Consider the following 14,326-nt stretch of genomic DNA (forward strand, 5'->3'; position numbering starts at 1 on the left):
TGCCGCCATGGGGTGCGCACACCCGCGTGGTACCGCTACCGTGTGCCCATGACGGAACCTCGGAAGCTCGCTGATCGCATCAAGTCGTCGGCACGGGAGAAGCTTCAACGAGCGATCGGCGAGGTTCTGGCTCAGCAGACCGCCCAGCTGGCCGAGCAGACCAGCGATCAGCAGGCGAAATTGCTCGACGTCCTCGAACGCCAGCGGCGTGAGATCGACGATCTGCACTCGTTCATCCGCGGCCTGGAGATGCGGATGCGTCGCGACATTCCGTACGCCTCCGACGTCGAAGCAGCCGCCCAGAGCGCGGAATTCGCCGAAGAGATGATGCCGCAGGCCCCTACGTTCCTGCGGCCGCACGCGACGCTGCGGTTCGCCCTCGGCGAGGTCTCCATCCGCGGCATGGCACTCGAGTTCGGCGTCGCCAGCGGAACGACGCTCGAGATCATCGCCGAGGAATTGAGCTCACGCAAGGACATTACCGTCGTCGCCGGATTCGACGTGTTCTCCGGCCTCCCCGAAACCTGGCGCACCGGGTTCCCGAAGGGGCTCTTCGAGCAGGACACCATCCCCGAAGTGCCGGGCGCACAGATCGTCCCCGGGTTGTTCGAGGACTCGCTGCCGGGCTTCCTGAAGGGCCATCACGAGAAGTTGGCGTTCCTGCACCTGGACGCCGACCTGTACTCGTCGACGGTCACCGTCCTGGATCTGGTGGCCGATCGACTCGCGGTGGGCACGGTGATCGTGTTCGACGAGTACTTCAACTTCCCCGGCTGGCGCAACCACGAGTACCGGGCGTGGACGGAATTCGTCGCACGCACCGGTACCGAGTTCGACTACCTCGGCTACACCGCCGACAACGAACAGGTCGTCGTACGCATTCGCACGGCCCCGACAGTTCGCGCGAAATAGCTACTGGCCGTAGAGGCGAGCCCAGTTCTCTCGGCTCGTCAGCTTCGGCACCGCTGCGCGGTACGACGCAGCGACCGTCGGGGTTTCGGTGCGCAGACGCTTGAGTGCGGTCACACCCCGCTTGAGCAGCTCGACCGCATGTTGCTTGTTGCGCTGGCGAACTCGGACGCCCTCCTGCGAGCGATCGGTGACGATCGCGTGGGAGAACAGCGAGACGTGCCACCAGTGGGCGTCGTCGGCGGAGATGGCGACCGGACCGGGGTTCACCGTGCCGCGCCACTGATTGAGCATCCGCTTGGCCAACACGGCGAATTCCATGCTCTTCTTCGGGTGCGGTCCCGCGGGGGTGATGAACATATCCGCCGGACGCACCCCGGGAACGTCGTTCGCGTTGTGCCGCTTCGTTTCTCCGTACGCAGCACGTTCGCGCCGGATGGAACCGGCAGCGTCCATGCCGCCGTCGAGCAGATTCTCCGGACCGGCCAGGAAGTCCTCGACGGCCTTGATCAGCGTGTACGCCATGCCGTACTGCATCGACACCAAGTACCGCAGCAGATCGGTGAACAGCTGCTTGGCGAGCGTCCTACCGTCGAGCTCGATGTGCAGGGCCGCGGTGATCATGCCGTTGCGCAGGTTGAAGTAGCGGTGCCACTCGTCCCAGTCCTTCCACGCGAAGTCGGCATGCCATACAGCTGCACCGGGCAGCGTCACGGTAGCGAAACCGTTTGCACGAGAGCGGTATCCGTACTCGATGTCGTCCCACTGGAAGAACAGCGGCAGCGGGTAGCCGACCTGACCGACGATCTCGGACGGGATGAGGCACGACCACCAGCCGTTGTAGCCGGCATCGACGCGAACGTCCTGCTGACGCTTGCGCTTGAACGCACTCTTGTCCGAAATTGCGTTCTTGACGTGCACTCCGGCTTCGAGCTTCTGCAGATTCGCCACCTCGGCACCGACATGCACGCGATCGGGGTGCAAGAGGTAGAGCATCTGCGCGCCGATGATCGCCGGCTCGACGGTCATGTTGGCGAACGAGTTCATGCGCACGATCGCCTCGGGCTCGCACAGCACGTCGTCGTCCATGAAGATCACGTTGGCCGGATTGCCGCCCTTACCCTGCACCTCGTAGAGCCCGCGGGTGAACCCGCCGGCACCGCCGAGGTTGGGCTGGGTGATGTAGACGAGCTTGTCGCCGAGCTCGGCCGCCACGCGCTGGAACTTCTCGCGCGTCTGCACCTGATCGGTGCCCTGATCGACGACATAGACGTTGTCGACCCCGAGCAGGGCGATGGGATCGTCGGCCATGGCAGCGACGGTGTTGGCGCAGTCGTCGGCGCGGTTGAACGTGCAGATCACCACCGAGGTGGGACGCAGCTTCTCCGGCGCGGCGACGGTCCATTCCGCGTCCTGCACCGACAACTCGCTCGACGTGGTGGTGAAGCGGACGTACAGCGCACCGCCGTCGAGGAACTGCGTGGTGGCGACGGGAACGGCCAACTGAGTCGACGAGTTCGCGGAATCGACCGTTGTACTGGCCATCGTGCGCTCGTGACCCTTGTAGTCCGTGCCCACCAGATCGATCCGACCTGCACCGGCGACGGTCGCACGGAACACCACCTCGGTGACGGTGGTCCACCGCTGCCAGTAGCTGGCCGGGAACCGTCCGAAGTAGCTGTTGGTGTGCAGCACGCTGCGCTTGGCGATACGAACGCCCGTGCGGGTGCGCTCGGCATTTCCCTTACCGACAGAGCTGTACATATCGGCACTGACCAGGGGCGACGGGCCGTCGAACAGCAATCTCTGAACTGTCAGTTCGGGCTCGCCGTCACCGCCGGCAACAGCCGACACATCCGATGGCGAGCCGAGACGATCGAGAGCAGTGCCGTCCATACCGAGAAGTACCCCATCCAGTTCGAGTAGTGGCTCTGTGCGGTCGTGGAGAGAAGAAGACCACTGACCATGGTTGCACAGGCCCCGACCGATCTGTTCGACGCTCGCCGTCTACTCCGCTTCCTGCACCCTCGCCATCAGCACGCGGGCGGCGTCGGCTGGGTGCGTGTACGGCCACCAGTGGCCGGCATCGACTCGATCGACGCGCAGATCGGGGATCCATCGATCGAGACCGTCGGTGAGGTTGGTCGACAGCATGCGGTCGTGTGACGGTACGACCACGGTGGTCGGGACCGAGCACCGTGGAGCAGGCCCGCGGAGCACACGCCGCAACACGTTCGCCCGGTAGAGGGCGATGCCGCGCTGCTGGTCGGCCACCGTCGGGGTCGGCTCACCCTCGACATTCAGCCGTGCCAACAAGTCCGGTACCCGTGAGCCCAGAACGGGTACATGAAACCCGAAGACGTACCAGGACCGGGCCAACTGCCCGACCAGCGAAGGCCATCGATGCGGTCGCACCAACCGCGCCCGCGCCACCTGCCGCAGGTGATCCAGGCTCGGCCCGGACACCGACATGTACGACGCGAACACGGTCGATGCGCGAGGCGAGGCCATCGCCTCCCACATCTGGACCGACCCCCAGTCGTGGGCGAAGACGTGCACCTTCCCGGTGAGGTCCGGAATCGACTCGACCACCGCGAAGGCGTCGCGCGCCAGCTGCTCGATGGACACGTCCGCCTCGTGCTCGAGCGTGGACGCTCCGCTTCCTCGTGTGTCGTAGGCGATCACCCGAACCTGGTCGCAGAGCTCGGCGATCAGCGGATCGAACACGTGACGGTTGTCGGGGTAGCCGTGCACCAGCAGCACTGTGGACTTCGCCGCCGGGTCCCCGTATTCGAAGACGGGAAGCTCGGCACCCGGAGTGCGCACCGTCCAGTGGGTCATCCCGCGTCGCTCAGTGCGTACAGAGTGCCGCCGCGTAGCAAGTGGGCGATCATCCTCAGCCGCATGGCCTCCTGCTCGGGTTGCGGATGCACCACCGCGGCCAACGCCTCCCCGTCGAGCAGATGCACCACGCTGAAGACCACCGTCTCCAGATGGCGTGGATCGATCACGCCGGCGACCGGTAGCGTGCGAGCCAGTTCGGCGATCTGCTCGTGATACCGAACGGTGAACGGCTGCAGCCTCTCTCGCAGTTCCTCGTCACTACGGGCCGCGGTCAACAGCTCGTACCAGGCACCGTTGATCGGAGCGCGGCACGCAGCCCTGAGCAATTCGAGGCAGTGCTCGATCGACGCGCTCCCGAAACCGGACAGGCCACGGCGAAACTCCACGAACTGGCGTCGGCGAACCTCGTCTGCTGCAGCAACGATCAGGTCGAGCCTGGTGTCGAAATGCCGAAACATGGCACCGGAAGACACCCCTGCACGGCTGACGATCTCACTGACACTGGTTGCGGCATAGCCCTTCTCGCACAACGACTCGATGGTCGCGTCGAGCAACTTTCCGATCGTCTCGGTCCGACGCTGCAGTTGACTCGGGCTCACACACGCTCCCGGCGACGCGGAGCCGTAGGTGTGCCGGCCCGCAGGAAGCTACCTGCGCGCTCCGACACACCGAACCAGGGCGCAAAGGCGCCAGCGGAGAACACCACTCGGCCTGCGACCAGGGTGGCGGCCACGGCCCGGTCGTTGCGGTTGACCATTCGACTCAGGCCTCCGAACTCCGGCATGGTCTCCTCCCGGTAGGCCAGGACCTCCTCGTCCAGACCCGCCGGATCGATCACCACGATGTCGGCGCGATCACCCACCCGCACGTGTCCGGCGTCGAGACCGTAGAAGTCGGCCAGCTCGCCGCTGAGCTTGTGCACGGCCTTCTCCACGGTCATGAAGGGTCGGCGGTCGTTTCGCGCGTCGTGCACACGGTGCAGCAACCGGATGCCGAAGTTGTAGAACGCCATGTTGCGCAGATGAGCACCGGCGTCGGAGAAGCCGACGGTCACCCCGGGCTGGTTGATCAGCTTGTCCATCTGCCGCTTGCGATGATTGGCCACCGTCGTGTGCCAGCGCAGCTTTCGGCCGTGCTCGACCACCAGATCGAGGAACGCGTCCACCACGTGCACACAGCGTTCTTCCGCGACCTCCGCGACGTTCTTGCCGACGACCGACGCGTCGGGACATTCGGTGATCTCGGCGTCCGCGAAGTCTCGATGCCAGACGCGCGAGCTGAACTTCTTCTCGAAATCGGCGCGGAACCACCGGCGGTAGGCCTCGTCCGACAGCAACTCGTTGCGGCCCAACTCTTCTCGCAGATGTAGCGCGGCGCGGCCCGAGCCGAACTCCTCGAACACCACGAGGTCGATGCCATCGGAATACACGTCGAATGTGGTGGGCAGGTGCTGCCAGCGGAACTGTCCTTTGCCCGGTCCGTTGACGATGCGGGCGAGCGGGCCGAAGATCCGATGAATCCACGGCGAGGCCTTCGCGTCGGCCGCCGCCAGCAACGAGATCTTGAGCGGAGTGCGGCCGATCCCGGTGGCCGAGGCGAGGAAGAACAGCATGTCGTACTTGGTGTTCAAGTTCGGAATGCTCTGCAACAGACGGCCGCGCTTACGCAGGATCTTGTGCAGAGCACGGAATTCGCTCCACCGTGCGTACGAGGACGGCAGCGAACGAGATCGGTACCGATCTCCGTCCAGCTTGTCCCACGGGTTCGTCATCGTCGACATTCCGAGCAGCCCGGCATCGAGTGCCTTCTCGAGCGCGTCCGACATGGCGCGCCATTCCTCGCGGGTGGGCTTCTGACTGCGGTCGGTAGATCGGTCCAAGCCCATCACGTGCGCACGCAGATCAGAATGACCGACCAAGGCTGCGATGTTGGGGCCCAGAGGCAGACGCTCGAGCGCTGCGATGTACTCGCCGGGGCTGGTCCACGTCTTGTGCGTATCGACGGCCTTGAGCACATGATCGCGCGGCAACGCCTCCACCCGACTGAACAGATCAGCGATGTCGACCGGAGTGGAGTAGAGCGTCGACAACGAGCAATTTCCCAGCAGAACCGTCGTGACCCCGTGCCGAACGGACTCCTCGAGACCGGGCCCGACGAGCACTTCCGCGTCGTAATGGGTGTGCACGTCCACGAAGCCCGGGGTGACCCACTTGCCGGTGGCGTCGACCACCTCGGTCGTCGCGCTCGCCTCGAGCGGGGTGGAGGACACGGCCCGTACGACACCGTCGACGATGCCCACATCGGCTCGCACTCCTGGACCGCCGGATCCGTCGTACACGGTGCCGCCGGTGATGACGACGTCGAAAGAGATGTTCGAGTCCATGTGACCTCCGTCATAGATTGAGGTCAATCTAACTTAGAGAGCGGTCACTCGCAATAGCCGTGCCGAGTCGGCCGTCTCGCGATCACCTGCGTGTTTCACGCGTCGACGTTTCGGTTCCTGGACACCTCGAGAGATACAGTCGAGTGTCTTTGCCCGAACTCACGGAGTTGACCCTTGACCCCCACGGATACCCACATCGCGCGCGCCGCCCTGCCCGACAGCAGGAGAGAGCGCCTCGCGTGGGGAGCAGCGGTCGGTGCAGTGGTGGTCCTCGGCTATCTCCTGGTGCTCAGCGTCGATCCCCGCTTCTTCTACATCGACGACACCGAATCGGGTGCCGTCCCCAACTGGCTCCAACTCGGACGCATCATGCGCGACGGGCAATTCCCCTCGCTGGTGCTCGATCAGTGGATGGCCGGCAACTACCCGGTCGAAGGCCAGGGCGGCCTGTGGAATCCCGTGCAGATGGCGATCAACTACATCTCGCCGTCGATCGACAACCTGGCACTGCTGGCAACGGTCGTCAAACTGGGCTTCTCGATTCTGTTGGCCTGGGGCGTATTTCGAGTCGCCCTGGCCTACGGAGCGCGAGCCAACTGGGCTGCAGTAGCGGGCGCGAGCGCGCCGTTCGTCGGTTTCACACTCTTCTTCGAGAACACCTCGTGGGTGACCGCGCTGATGGGCACCGCGTGGATCATGAACGCCTGGGCGAGCTCGGTGTCCTACGCCCGCGGTCGCAGCGGTCCGATCGTGCCGTTCGCCTTCCTCTACCTCGCCATCAGCGTGGGATACGTCCACGCCGCGGTGATGGCCGGAGTGATGATCGGATCCGTCGCCATCGGCGAACGACTGTTCCAGCGGCTGTGGCGTCCGGCACTGAAGGTGTGCGCGGTAGGTATCGCTGCCGCGGCCTGCGGCGCCGTCACCTTCCTGCCCGGAGTGCTCACGTCCGCGGTCACCTGGCGCAGCGGTGACGAGGGCACGTTCAACGACAACTTCCTGACGGCACCGTGGTCGGAATCGCTCACCGCGAGCATCCCGACCGCCGTGACGAGCATCGAATCCTGGGCGGGCGAGACCACCGAATCGCCGGTCACCTACATCGCGTGGTTCGTGGTCCCCGCGCTGGCGTTCATCGCGTGGCGCCGGGTGCCCGCGGCTCTGCGCGAGCTGGCGGCACCATTGATCATGCTGGCGTTCGCCTTGATCTTCACCGCAGGTCCCAGCGACATCGGGCCGATCCGCTGGCCCGCCCGCATTCTGCCGTTCGTCGCCCTCGTCGCACTGATTCTCGTGGTCACTCTGATCAGCCGGTACGGAACTCTGGACAAGCTGCGGCCACGGCTGCTCGCGGCCGGCCTGCTGACGCTGGTACTGCTGCTTCGCGCCGGCTCGTCGGGTCCGGAATTCTTCGGTCGCCACGTCCTCGCTGCGCTGGTGATCCTGCTCGTCGGCGCGCTCGCTCTGCTGCTGGCCCACCGCTTCTCCACCCGGGCAACTGCGGCGCTGCTCCTGGTCACCATCGCGCCGGTCGCGATGTACCAGGTGGCCACGTACGATCCGCCCTTCGCCAAGTGGTGGCTGCCCACGTCCCAATCCGAGGCCAAGGCCGAGTTCCCACAGTGGCAGGGCGCGACTCTGCAACTCGGTAGCCGTGCGCTCACCGAAACCGCAGCCGACGGACCCGACGACACCCGGCTGCCCTGGCACTCCCAGGTGTACGGCAACTCCGCCAAGATCATGGGCCTGGACTACGTCAACGCGTACACCCCCGTCGGCTATCTCGACTTCGCCAACCTGCTGTGCTTCGAGCACGAGGGATCGACCTGCACGGACGCCTTCCGGCGCGTGTTCGAGATCGAGCCGTACACCGGCAAGACGTACGCCGACCTGATGCAACTCGATCGAATCGTGCTGCAGAAGAACCAGTATCCGCTCGCGAACTCCCGGCCCGCACCCGCAGGCTGGATGTGGGTGACCGCTCCCACGCCCGACTCCGCTCGCCAGATCTACGTCCTCGAACGCGTCGACGGATTGATTCCCGCGTCGTCGGGACGCGTCGTCGCGACCGTGAACGCCACGGCCGAACCCCGATCGTCCGATGCGGACTCGGAGCACGTCGACGTCAGCGCACCCAACGGTGGCAGCGTCGTGTTCTCGCGTCTGGCCTGGCCCGGCTACACCGCGACGCTGAACGGTGAGGAGCTGCAGACGAAGGGGCTGGCCGACATCTTCCTCTACGTCGACCTGCCGCCCGGCACCGAGAACGCGGACCTGCAGATCACCTTCCGACCGCCCGGCGAACGACTCGGACTGGCCGCGATGGCCGGCGGAGTGATGGTGCTGGTCGGCCTGGTGGTGCTCGATGTGCGACGACGCAGAATCTCCTCTGCGCCGGAGTTCGGTGGAGAGCCCGAAAGCGGTTAGGCTCAGACCTCGTGATGTCCGACGACTCTGCCGCTGATCCGCACCGCATCTCCATCGTGGTACCGGTCTACCAGGGCGAACGGACGCTCAGCGCGTTGATGGACGAGATCCTTCCGCTGACGCAGGTGACGCATACTCCCCTCGGGCGGCCGATGATCGTCGAGGAAGTTCTGCTCGTCTTCGATCACGGACCCGACAACTCTGCCGCGGTGATTCGCCAGCTCACAGCCGCGCACACGTTCGTTCGCGGGGTGTGGCTGAGCCGAAATTTCGGTCAGCATCCCGCCACCCTCGCCGGCATGGCCTCGAGCGGCGGCGAGTGGATCGTCACGATGGACGAGGACGGACAGCACGATCCGGCGGCGATCGGCGGCATGCTGGATACGGCCCTCGACCAGCAGTCCACCGTCGTCTACGCCAAGCCCACCAACGTCGCACCGCACGGGATGTGGCGCAACGCAGCCTCCAAGGGTTCGAAGTGGCTGATCGCCAAGGCGCTGGCCGGGGACAACACCATCGATTACCAGAGCTACCGCCTGGTGCTCGGTGAAGTCGGTCGCTCGGTCGCCGCCTACGCCGGTTCCGAGGCATACCTGGACATCGCACTCGGCTGGATCGCAGGCGACGTCACGACCAGCCCGGTGGCGTTGCGCGAAGAGGTGGACCGTCGATCGGGCTACCGACTGCGCACCTTGCTCTCGCACTTCTGGCGGATGGTGCTCTCGAGCGGCACCAAGGGCCTGCGACTGGTCAGCTTCATCGGCATCGCTTTCGCGGTACTCGGCCTCATTCTGGTGGCGTACGTGCTGGTGTCGTACTTCGTCTTCGATTCGGGCGCCGAGGTGCGAGGCTGGGCATCGACGATGGTGATCCTGTTGTTCGGCTTCGGGGCAACACTGTTCTCTCTCGGTGTGGTGGCCGAGTACGTGGGCGTCAACGTCAAGACCGCCATGGGCAAGCCGCCGTACCTGATAGTCACCGACCCGGGAAACGGCCCGCTCGGACGCACCGCGCCATCGACCGAACCCCCACCGCCGGCGTGACCGCGACGCACACGTGGATCGTCGGCAGCGGCGGGCTGCTCGGCGCTGCGGTGACCCGGGAGGCCGGTCGTCGCGGGCATCGAGTGCACACCAGCACCATCCCGTGGTCGGACACGGTGTCCGCCGAACAGGCTCTGCTACAACGCTGTTCGGAGTTCTTCGATTCCTTCGCCGACGATACCTGGAACGTGATCTGGGCCGCGGGCGCGGGCGTGAACGGAACCAGTGCAGCACAGTTCGCCGAAGAGAACGGTCTGATCCGCACCGTCCTGGCGCACATCGAGGCTGTCGCCGCCGACCGCGCGGGCACCGGAACCGTGTTCCTCGCCTCGTCCGCCGGAGGTGTCTACGCCGGCGCGACCGGAGCCCCGCATCACGAGGGAACGAACCCGGTTCCGTTGGGCGACTACGGTTTTGCCAAGCTGCAGTCCGAGGCCATCGCGACCGAGTTCGGTGAACGCTCCGGAATCAACGTGGCCATCGGCCGGTTCGCGAACCTATACGGGCCGGGGCAGAACCTCGCGAAACCACAGGGCCTGATCTCGCACCTGTGCCGGGGATACCTCATGGCCTCCCCCGTCTCCATCTACGTCCCGATGGACACGTTGCGCGACTACCTCTACGTGACCGACGCGGCCGAGATGGTCGCCGACACCCTTGCCATGTCGGCCACGCAACGAATATCGCCGACGATCAAGATCTTCGCCTCCGGTGAGGCCGTGACCATCGGCTCGATTCTCGGAGCCTGCCGGACGGTGTTTCGCCGTCGACCGAACGTGGTGTTGGCGGCGTCCCCATTGGCGGTGTTCCAGGGTCGCGATCTACGGCTGCGGTCGACGGTCTGGCCACAGATCGATCGCCGAACGCACCGAACATTGCCGGCAGGTATTGCGTCCACCCTGTTCGCGACGCGTCAAGCACTGGCGGTGGGTCGATGACCGAACCACAGACTCCTGCTCCCCCGGCGGGCATGAACGGTGCGCCGGGGCCGCTGATGCGCATCGTCAAGAATCAGAAGATCGCGTTCCTGCTCGTCGGCGGCGTCAACACCGCATTGGGTACCGCGTGGTTCATCCTGTGGCAGTTGCTGATCGGCGAGCAGTACGGATACCACGCCGCGATCGTGCTCGGCTATCTCTGCAACGTGCTGTGCGCGTTCGCGATGTACCGCTACCTGGTGTTCCGCGTGCGGGGTCACTTCCTACGCGATCTGCTGCGGTTCTTCGTCGTGAACTTCGGCGCGTTCGTCGCCAACATCTCCCTGATGACGATCGCCGTGTCCGTCTTCCACTTCCCGCCCATCCCTTCACAATTGGTCGTCACAGCCGTGATGGCAGTCGTCAGCTTCTTCGGCTACCGCGACTTCTCGTTCCGCAGAAAGAGCCAGGCCCCCACATCATGACGCCCCGTGTTTCCGTAGTCGTCCCGGCGTACAACAACGCCGAGTATCTGGCCGAGACCATCGATTCGATTCTTGCCCAGACGTTCACGGACTTCGAACTGGTCATCGCCGATCATTCGTCGACCGACGGAACCCTCGCCGTCGCGCAGAAGTTCGACGACCCACGGATCCGCCTCCTGACCACCCCGGCCGGCGGCGGAGCGCAGGCCAACTGGAACCGCGTCACCGAGGAAGCCACGGGCGAGCTGATCAAGCTCGTCTGCGGTGACGACACCATCGCGCCCACCGCGCTGGACACTCAGGTGCGGGCGTTCGACGACAACCCGTCTGCCGTTCTGGTCGCCGCACAGCGGACGCTGATCGACGCCTACGGCAAGACGGTCATCGCCGCCCGCGGGCTCGGTGGACTGCACGGAACGGTATCGGGCCGAGTCGCCGCCAGAACCGCAGTTCGGGCCGGTGCCAACATCTTCGGCGAACCCGGCGGCGTCATGATGAAGCTGTCGGAACTCCGCGAGATCGGGTTGTGGGACAACAGCCATCCCTACCTGATCGACCAGGCCACCTTCATCGCGGTTGCGCTACGAGGCGACATCGTGGCAATTCCGCAACCACTGGCGTCGTTCCGAATCAACTCGGGACAGTGGAGCGTGGAACTGGCGACACAGCAGGCACGTCAGGCCGCGGACTTCCATCGCTCCCTGCAAGCAAGCGACCCGACACTGCTGTCCGACAACGACGTTCGCATCGGTAATGCCAAGGCTCTGATGACGTCGTTCATGCGTCGCGCGGTGTACCTACTACTGCGCCATCGAATGTCACGCAGTAGTTAGTTCCGGCTTCAGGGCAGTACGGATTCTTTCGCCGCGTAGACCGCCTCGGTGGCGTCCTTCTGCGGCCGCCACCACTGCTCGTTCTCGCGGTACCAGTCGATGGTCGCTTTCAAGCCCGCCCGGAAGTCGACATACGTTGGCGTCCAACCCAATTCGGTACGCAGCTTGGTCGAGTCGATGGCGTAGCGCAGATCGTGGCCAGGGCGGTCGGTGACGAAATCGAACGCGTCGGATGGGTTGCCGGTCTCTTCGAGGATCGCTTCGAGGACGGTGCGGTTGTTCGCTTCGCCGTCGGCTCCGATGAGGTAGGTCTCGCCGATGCGGCCGCCGTCGATGATGGCCCAGACGGCGCTGTTGTGGTCGTCGACGTGGATCCAGTCGCGCACGTTCTGCCCTGCCCCGTAGAGCTTGGGCCGGGAGCCGCTGAGGATGTTGGTGATCTGGCGTGGGATGAACTTCTCCACGTGTTGGTACGGGCCGTAGTTGTTCGAGCAGTTGGAGATGGTGGAGCGGACGCCGAACGATCGGGTCCAGGCGCGCACCAACAGGTCGCTCGAGGCCTTGGTGGAGGAGTACGGGCTCGACGGGTTGTACGGGGTCGATTCGGTGAACCGTGCCGGGTCGTCGAGTTCGAGGTCGCCATAGACCTCGTCGGTGGAGATGTGGTGGTAGCGGACGTCGTGCTCGCGGACCGCGTTGAGCAAGGTGGTGGTGCCGATGACGTTGGTGTGCACGAACGGCCACGGATCGGTCAACGAGTTGTCGTTGTGGGATTCGGCGGCGAAGTGGACGACCAGATCGGTCTCGCGGACGAGGCGGTCCACGAGATCGGCGTCGGCGATGTCGCCGTGCACGAACTCGATGCGATCCGCCACCGGGTCGAGGGAGGCCTTGTTGCCGGCGTAGGTGAGCTTGTCGAGCACGGTGACCTGGGAGTCGGGGCGCTGCGCGAGGGTCTGATGTACGAAGTTCGCGCCGATGAACCCGGCCCCACCCGTGACGAGAATTCTCATGTACCGGCACTTTACCGGTGCTGGTCGGCGACGGCCGTTCTTGTCGGGCGCGCGTGCTAGCTTCTCTTCGACTTCGGGGGGAGTGACGATGCGTCTTCGATACATACTGCTGCGTCTCGCGGCATCGGTGGCACTGCTGTTCGGAATCATGTGGGTAATCCCGCAGCTGGCACCGCAGGTGCCCGAGCCGTACGAGGGGGTACAGACTCTGCCGCCGGTGTCGCCGGAACCCAGGGGCTCGACGACAGCCCCGCCACCAATGCCGCCGGGGTTTCCGTCCATGAACCGGCCGCCACCGAAGATCGAGGTGCCCGACGGCCAACCGCAGCCCATCGCCACCAAATTCGGCTGGACCTACGATATTCCTGCGGACTGGGAAAATTGGAACGACGGTTTCTCGGAGTGGGTCGGCGAGGACGGGTCGACCGCAACGTACGGCGCAATGGGCCTCCACGGTCGATTCGATTGCGAGGGGGGTGAGTTCGAGTCTTCGGCGATCAGCGGAATGACCGGTCGACGTGCCGGGGACTTGACTGTCCTCGCCTATCAAGAAGCGCAGAAGGCGTCGATGATCTTCACCAACCGAGACGGTTCACTGGCACCCACTGTTCAGATCAGCGACCCCGAGTATCTACAGGTCGACGGAGTCCCGGCTGTCCGCTACACAGCCCTGGTGGAAGACATACCGGATTCGCCGTACTGCCCTCCTCCCCGCGCCACATTCGACGTTGTCACCACTACCGGTTTCGCCACGGCAGAGGTCGCGGTCTTCGTCGTACTTGCCGACCGTGATGTCGAGAACGCACTCTCCGATGAGGACGTCGACGGCCTCATCTCGTCACTGAGAAGGACCGCGACGCAATGACCGAACCGCTGATCGCCAGATCCTCGGAAATAGCCGGCCTCGGACATCTTCTCGATCGCATCGGCGGCGACACTCTGGCCAGTCATCGTTATCTGCTCGATCAGGCGGGCCTGAGCGAGAACGTGGTTGGGCAGATTCTGAAACGACTTCAGCCGTACCTCGCACGGTTTCAGGAGATGACACGCACTCGGCAGGTTCACCTGTCCGCCAACTGCGGGGAAATGGGTGCAGAACTCAACAGAGCGGCATGGCTGTATGCCGATCAGGATCAGCGAAACTATGACCTGCTGAACGCTCACACAAGCGCGCCGCCACTACCGGGCATCGATCGTGGCAGCTCGGATCGTGCCGCCGTCGGCCACGTGGACGAATTCGACGAGGCAGCCGATTACGGACGGCCCACGGGATCGACTATCCCGCGCCGAATCCCGTCGTCGACGAAGTCCGAGAGTTACTCGACGATGCCGCGGGCTGGCTCGGAGAGATCGACACAACGATTTTCGAACTCTGCGGGTGGAGCCCCCTGAACGAGGCGACAATGCCGATCACCGGCAACTGAAACGAAATCAGGAGAATCGGCCACGCATATCAGATCGCAGGCGACGCC

The 14,326-nt window shown here is 64.8% G+C and carries 13 protein-coding genes; 8 read left to right on the forward strand and 5 right to left on the reverse strand.

What is annotated here, in order from left to right; translation table 11 throughout:
* The first annotated feature begins 48 nt into the window (after window positions 1-48).
* Window positions 49-912, forward strand: a complete 864-nt coding sequence (locus CH283_RS11685; RefSeq protein ID WP_094638983.1) for a TylF/MycF/NovP-related O-methyltransferase — start codon at window positions 49-51, stop codon at window positions 910-912.
* Here the strand turns inward: CH283_RS11685 and CH283_RS11690 are convergent, their stop codons facing one another.
* From CH283_RS11690 to CH283_RS11705, 4 genes are all read right to left on the reverse strand, one after another.
* Window positions 913-2,805: a glycosyltransferase gene (locus tag CH283_RS11690; RefSeq protein WP_094638911.1), complete on the reverse strand. Its 1,893-nt coding sequence runs from the start codon at window positions 2,803-2,805 to the stop codon at window positions 913-915.
* A 111-nt stretch (window positions 2,806-2,916) separates the two neighbouring features.
* Window positions 2,917-3,750 carry an alpha/beta fold hydrolase gene (locus CH283_RS11695; protein ID WP_094638912.1) on the reverse strand — a complete coding sequence of 278 codons (834 nt, stop codon included), beginning with the start codon at window positions 3,748-3,750 and terminating at the stop codon, window positions 2,917-2,919.
* Window positions 3,747-4,352, reverse strand: coding sequence for a TetR/AcrR family transcriptional regulator (locus CH283_RS11700; protein ID WP_068054851.1), 606 nt, complete (start codon window positions 4,350-4,352; stop codon window positions 3,747-3,749). Before CH283_RS11700 ends, CH283_RS11695 begins: the two co-directional genes overlap by 4 nt.
* A complete protein-coding gene (locus tag CH283_RS11705) occupies window positions 4,349-6,136 on the reverse strand; it encodes an N-acyl-D-amino-acid deacylase family protein (RefSeq protein ID WP_094638913.1) in 1,788 nt (595 codons plus the stop codon). Before CH283_RS11705 ends, CH283_RS11700 begins: the two co-directional genes overlap by 4 nt.
* A gap of 174 nt (window positions 6,137-6,310) precedes the next feature.
* On the opposite strand from CH283_RS11705, the gene CH283_RS11710 reads away from it, so the two are divergent.
* From CH283_RS11710 to CH283_RS11730, 5 genes are read left to right on the forward strand one after another with little or no spacing between them, the layout of a single operon-like run.
* A complete protein-coding gene (locus CH283_RS11710; protein ID WP_094638914.1) occupies window positions 6,311-8,563 on the forward strand; it encodes a hypothetical protein in 2,253 nt (750 codons plus the stop codon).
* Between the two features lie 14 nt (window positions 8,564-8,577).
* On the forward strand, window positions 8,578-9,606 hold the full coding sequence (locus CH283_RS11715; protein WP_176460251.1) for a glycosyltransferase: 1,029 nt from the start codon (window positions 8,578-8,580) through the stop codon (window positions 9,604-9,606).
* Entirely contained in the window at window positions 9,603-10,544 is a 942-nt protein-coding gene (locus CH283_RS11720) for an NAD-dependent epimerase/dehydratase family protein (RefSeq protein ID WP_094638915.1), read from the forward strand. Before CH283_RS11715 ends, CH283_RS11720 begins: the two co-directional genes overlap by 4 nt.
* Window positions 10,541-11,008 carry a GtrA family protein gene (locus tag CH283_RS11725; protein ID WP_068054828.1) on the forward strand — a complete coding sequence of 156 codons (468 nt, stop codon included), beginning with the start codon at window positions 10,541-10,543 and terminating at the stop codon, window positions 11,006-11,008. The genes CH283_RS11720 and CH283_RS11725 overlap by 4 nt, the downstream gene beginning before the upstream one ends.
* Window positions 11,005-11,841: a glycosyltransferase family 2 protein gene (locus CH283_RS11730; RefSeq protein ID WP_094638916.1), complete on the forward strand. Its 837-nt coding sequence runs from the start codon at window positions 11,005-11,007 to the stop codon at window positions 11,839-11,841. Before CH283_RS11725 ends, CH283_RS11730 begins: the two co-directional genes overlap by 4 nt.
* 8 nt (window positions 11,842-11,849) lie before the next feature.
* Here the strand turns inward: CH283_RS11730 and rfbB are convergent, their stop codons facing one another.
* The gene (gene rfbB, locus CH283_RS11735; protein ID WP_094638917.1) at window positions 11,850-12,854 is read right to left on the reverse strand and encodes a dTDP-glucose 4,6-dehydratase; all 1,005 of its coding nucleotides are present in this window, start codon (window positions 12,852-12,854) and stop codon (window positions 11,850-11,852) included.
* Between the two features lie 88 nt (window positions 12,855-12,942).
* Between rfbB and CH283_RS11740 the strand changes: the two genes are divergently transcribed.
* Both CH283_RS11740 and CH283_RS28750 read left to right on the forward strand, forming a co-directional pair.
* On the forward strand, window positions 12,943-13,719 hold the full coding sequence (locus CH283_RS11740) for a hypothetical protein (protein WP_141215228.1): 777 nt from the start codon (window positions 12,943-12,945) through the stop codon (window positions 13,717-13,719).
* Window positions 13,716-14,246, forward strand: coding sequence for a hypothetical protein (locus CH283_RS28750; RefSeq protein ID WP_255183186.1), 531 nt, complete (start codon window positions 13,716-13,718; stop codon window positions 14,244-14,246). Before CH283_RS11740 ends, CH283_RS28750 begins: the two co-directional genes overlap by 4 nt.
* Window positions 14,247-14,326 lie beyond the last annotated feature (80 nt).

It is taken from the genome of Rhodococcus sp. 05-2254-2, from assembly GCF_002259095.1.
Lineage (GTDB): Bacteria > Actinomycetota > Actinomycetes > Mycobacteriales > Mycobacteriaceae > Rhodococcoides.

Excerpts from the sequence above, each read along its gene's own strand:
- CH283_RS11725 (WP_068054828.1), top strand. The coding sequence starts at position 10,541 with ATGACCGAACCACAGACTCCTGCTCCCCCGGCGGGCATGAACGGTGCG.
- CH283_RS11695 (WP_094638912.1), bottom strand. The coding sequence starts at position 3,750 with ATGACCCACTGGACGGTGCGCACTCCGGGTGCCGAGCTTCCCGTCTTC.
- CH283_RS28750 (WP_255183186.1), top strand. The coding sequence starts at position 13,716 with ATGACCGAACCGCTGATCGCCAGATCCTCGGAAATAGCCGGCCTCGGA.
- rfbB (WP_094638917.1), bottom strand. The coding sequence starts at position 12,854 with ATGAGAATTCTCGTCACGGGTGGGGCCGGGTTCATCGGCGCGAACTTC.
- CH283_RS11715 (WP_176460251.1), top strand. The coding sequence starts at position 8,578 with ATGTCCGACGACTCTGCCGCTGATCCGCACCGCATCTCCATCGTGGTA.
- CH283_RS11730 (WP_094638916.1), top strand. The coding sequence starts at position 11,005 with ATGACGCCCCGTGTTTCCGTAGTCGTCCCGGCGTACAACAACGCCGAG.
- CH283_RS11690 (WP_094638911.1), bottom strand. The coding sequence starts at position 2,805 with ATGGACGGCACTGCTCTCGATCGTCTCGGCTCGCCATCGGATGTGTCG.
- CH283_RS11685 (WP_094638983.1), top strand. The coding sequence starts at position 49 with ATGACGGAACCTCGGAAGCTCGCTGATCGCATCAAGTCGTCGGCACGG.
- CH283_RS11740 (WP_141215228.1), top strand. The coding sequence starts at position 12,943 with ATGCGTCTTCGATACATACTGCTGCGTCTCGCGGCATCGGTGGCACTG.
- CH283_RS11705 (WP_094638913.1), bottom strand. The coding sequence starts at position 6,136 with ATGGACTCGAACATCTCTTTCGACGTCGTCATCACCGGCGGCACCGTG.